The sequence below is a fragment of the Paenarthrobacter sp. Z7-10 genome (assembly GCF_026932795.1).
Lineage (GTDB): Bacteria > Actinomycetota > Actinomycetes > Actinomycetales > Micrococcaceae > Arthrobacter_M.
In genome coordinates, this window is the sequence record NZ_JADPVH010000110.1 from 1 (window position 1) to 3,858 (window position 3,858).

Genomic DNA, 3,858 nt, shown 5'->3' on the forward strand with positions numbered 1-3,858 from the left:
AAATCGCTGTCGCCGAATACATCGACTGGTATAACCACCGGCGTCTCCACGGAGAGATCGGCTACATGCCGCCCGTGGAAGCAGAAACCAATTACTACTCAAATCTGCCCGCCATCAAAACGATGGAACGGGTCTAACTAACCCTCCATTAAACCCGGGGCTTGACAACGTGACATGTCAAGGTCGCCCGCGACTTGTGCCGCCGGTGTCCCGGCTTTAACGAGGCGGAGGGCACTGTGGATGTCGGTGATCCGGCGGGGCCGGCCGCCAAGGTCCTTTCCGGCTTCTCTGCGTTTACTGATGGAGTCGGTGACGCGTTCGCGTTTGATCTCGTGTTCCATTTGCGCGAGGGCGGCCATGACCGTGAACAGCATCGACCCCATGGGTGTTGCGGTGTCGACGTCGCCACCGCCGAGGTTCAGCACGCGCAGGCCCGCGCCTCGGCCGCGGAGTTCGTCAGCGAAGGCGAGCATGTTCTATCATCAGCCAGGCCAAGGGGCGATCACTTCACCGTGACCACCGCGGTGGGAAACTTTGCCTACCGGGTCGATAGCATCACCGCAGAAAACAAGGACACCTTGCGGGAGAGCCCCATTTGGGATATTGCTCCTGGGCGTCTGGTTCTCATTACCTGTTTCACGGAAGACCTGTGGGGAAAGAACATCATCCTCCAGGGGAGCCCCATTGATTGAGGAGAACTCTTAAGCAAGATCAGTTCTTGCAATGTTCGAAGGTGACCGATTTGGCTCTTCGACCGGCACGAGGGACACGGGGCTGCCCGGGTGGATCTGACTTTCCCGGTCAGCTGTGGAACACGATCGCGGGGGTCAGCTCGGTGATGCCGGCGGGTGACGTGTGGAGAGTTGGAAGACACCGTAGACCGCCAGGGCGCCGGCGAGGAGGAAGACGGGAGCTGCCCTGGGCGGAGCAGATGAAGCTTCGCCCAGCACGGCAATTCCGATACTGACCCCTATGAGGGGATCAATAACGGTTAGACCGGCGACAACAAGGTCCGGCGGTCCGGAGGAATACGCGCTTTGAACGAAATAGGATCCTGTCAGGGCTGCGGCGATTAATCCAGCTACGCATACGAAAGTAAGCCCGTCTCCTGGCTCGTAGTGGAATCCGAACGCGATGAGCGTGTGTACCCGGTCGATGACGACTTTCGCCAGGGTCGCCACGAACCCGAACAGGACTCCGGCGGCGAGGATGTACAACAGGGTGCTGAATTTGCTGCGGAAGAACCCGAAGGAAAAAGCGAGGATGGTCAATACGGCCCCGAGGAGGATCAACACGATGATCAGCTGGGCGTCATGGATAGGAACCGTCGTTGTGGTCAGTGCCGCGACGCTGACAAACAATCCGATGCCCCCCACACAGAAAGCCACCGCCCGGATCGTCGGTACGCTCAGCTTCGTCCCGGTTGCCCGCGCGTTGAGGACAGCAGTAATAACAAGAGCGAGGGCGCCAAGAGGCTGAACCACGGTCAGCGGCGCCAGGTACAGGCTGAACAACTGCAAAACGACAGCCAGACCGAGCATCAGCGTTCCGGCTACCCATACCGGGCGGCGTACCAGCGCAAGAAGAGCCTTGAGGTTCAGACCCGCTTTAGTGTCGGGCCGCTCCTCTGACTGGCCCTTGGACACGCCGCGGTGCTGAAACTGTGCACCCAAGGCCAGGAAGACGGAACCGACAAGGGCCACCGGAATCCCCAGGGCCTGCGCCGGTGTCAGCGAGACAAGTTCAAAGGCCATGGCGCCAAGATTACCGGTCACACCGGCGGAAAACCGTCCAACCCGGACCTGACCGGGGACGAACCCGAGATCACCCTCCAACACCACCTCACCGGGCCATCCTCCTCAATGGCTCGGCGGCGCTTTATCCCCACCCCAACGGCCCCGAGGCCGGCCGTGATAGCTCACCCGCCTTTCCCAGCCGTCGGCGAGCCAAGGTTCAGGAGCCAGCCGGTTGAGGCCGCCCCGACAAGTCGACACCGACGAGGGCGCCGAACAGCTTAGCAAATTCGGCGCCAACCCCAAAGGACCTCGCAGCCAAACCACCGGTGATCTTAGCGGCTGAGAGGTACCGGCCGGCTTTCAACGCACGGGCCATGATGAGCAAGCTCCGAGACCTGGATCCACCCCGTTTCTTCAGAAGCGGGACGGAAGCACCGTTCGACAATTTCGATATCCAAGATCCGTTCCCGTCCTTTGCCCTCAGACAACGTGCCTACACGTCAGGTTGTTGTCGGGTTCACGTTATTGGACTAGCGTGTAACAACCAACCAAAGGAGCATCATGAGCGATCCCGGAACTGAACGCCAGCCCTTCGGCGAGCCCGAGGATCCCCGAACAGAGAACCCGTCAACGAATCCGACGGAAGAACCCGGCAAAACCGAAGACCCGGACGGCACCCCGGTGGAGAACCCCTCAGGGGGGTGAGAGTCTCCAACGGGTGCAGGACTGGCCGGCCACCACGGTCGTGGTGCAACGCCAATTCCTATGGGGCCCAAATGTTCGCTGAGGTACTTCGAATCGCCAATCGGCGCGCCGGACCCTCGGACCAGAATCCGTTTATCCTGCAGCTGCGACATAACGGACGGCGGCGACGCAAGAGCGCCGATGCTCAGCCAGCATGGGCACTTCACCCGGCCTTGTGCAGTGTCAAAGCGGCTTCGTCTACGACGTTGCCGGAAGAAGCCTGTTCGCGATGGCATTCGATAGCTGGAGCGTCGTCGCCATCACCATGGGTCGGGCCGCGTGGGCAGGGAGCCTACCGGTGCCAGCCCAGCGAAGAGTCATAACTGCATTCCAGGGCACCCGTTCCAGGGGCAATGCCGCCGCCGGATGGGAAGTAAATGGCGCCGAAATCCGCCCCTTCGGCCTCGATCCGTCTCTGGGCCCAGGTCTGGGCGGCTTCCAGATCCTCCTCGGGGATGGGTTCACGGGTGCAGCGGCCCCCGGGGAAATGGATGTCCAGCTGATACTCCCCCGGCTGGGAGGTCCCAGGGTGATGGCTCGGATCCTGCTCATCACGCCTGCTGATGAGGACCTGGGCAGAGGCGTGCAGGATGGTGGGCTCACTGTCCGGATCGCCGTGCTCGTGCTGTTTCATCCGCAGGCCCGAGACGACGCTTTCCACGGTGTCTTCCTCCGTGACGACGTACGCGGAACCGCTGACGTCAGCCTCTGAGCCGCCGACGCTTTTCAGATGCTGACCGAATTGTTCGGAGCTGGACTGGCTGGAAGTCATGCGCCCCTCCTTGAGGGATTTCGCGGCGGATGCCGTCCTTCCACCCTAAACCCACAGGGGAGCATCCGCCCCGGTGATGCGCAATATTTCCCCGGGGAGGACCACCCTGACTGCCGGTTCCTGACAGGATGGGCGCTGGAGGGGAGCATGAAGGTGGCCAGAACCTGACGAACGCCAGCCCCACTGTGCGTGGGGAATGAAGTTAAGCGCAGCCTTTGACGTGCCCTCCGTTAAGTCCCGGGTCCCCGGCAACTCAACACAATGTCTCATAACCAAAGTGCCTCGTAACCCACGCCATGCAAGACGGCACCCGCCGCCGGACACCAGCGCCATCGAGTGAGTCTTGATTCCCGGCTTTCCATCAAAGGATGGTTTCGTCTGATTCCGAGAATATCGGGATGGGACACATTATCGGTACGACCCGGAGCCGCGAGAAGCCACACCCCTTGCGGCGCTAACCTCCCTCTTTCATGAGGGGCGGAGCCCAGGGGTGTGTTTAAAAGGCAGAAGGTGCCTCTGACCTGCGAAAATAGTAGTTACCAAACAGCTATTTCGAACAGACCTTTGAGGCACCTTCCAAGTGAAGAATTCTACCGGCTTTTATCC

Annotated in this window: 4 protein-coding genes and 1 pseudogene; 2 read left to right on the top strand and 3 right to left on the bottom strand. The window is 60.9% G+C overall.

The annotated features are described in order from the left end of the window. Window positions 1-2 precede the first annotated feature (2 nt). On the top strand, window positions 3-137 hold the full coding sequence (locus tag IV498_RS19190) for an IS3 family transposase (protein WP_442951386.1): 135 nt from the start codon (window positions 3-5) through the stop codon (window positions 135-137). On the opposite strand, the pseudogene IV498_RS18570 reads toward IV498_RS19190, so the two are convergent. Both IV498_RS18570 and IV498_RS18575 read right to left on the bottom strand, forming a co-directional pair. Further along, window positions 138-476: pseudogene (locus IV498_RS18570) on the bottom strand (recombinase family protein); the annotation flags it as partial. Between the two features lie 351 nt (window positions 477-827). Further along, window positions 828-1,841, bottom strand: coding sequence for a DMT family transporter (locus IV498_RS18575; protein ID WP_269048556.1), 1,014 nt, complete (start codon window positions 1,839-1,841; stop codon window positions 828-830). Window positions 1,842-2,297: 456 nt separating this feature from the next. Here IV498_RS18575 and IV498_RS18580 point away from each other — a divergent pair, with 456 nt between their 5' ends. Then, window positions 2,298-2,441, top strand: a complete 144-nt coding sequence (locus IV498_RS18580; RefSeq protein ID WP_269048557.1) for a hypothetical protein — start codon at window positions 2,298-2,300, stop codon at window positions 2,439-2,441. Window positions 2,442-2,772: 331 nt separating this feature from the next. Here the strand turns inward: IV498_RS18580 and IV498_RS18585 are convergent, their stop codons facing one another. Then, on the bottom strand, window positions 2,773-3,252 hold the full coding sequence (locus IV498_RS18585; protein ID WP_269048558.1) for a hypothetical protein: 480 nt from the start codon (window positions 3,250-3,252) through the stop codon (window positions 2,773-2,775). Window positions 3,253-3,858 lie beyond the last annotated feature (606 nt).

What these genes read in the sequence shown, in the direction of transcription:
- IV498_RS18585 (WP_269048558.1), bottom strand. Translation starts at nt 3,252, where the DNA reads ATGACTTCCAGCCAGTCCAGCTCCGAACAATTCGGTCAGCATCTGAAA.
- IV498_RS18580 (WP_269048557.1), top strand. Translation starts at nt 2,298, where the DNA reads ATGAGCGATCCCGGAACTGAACGCCAGCCCTTCGGCGAGCCCGAGGAT.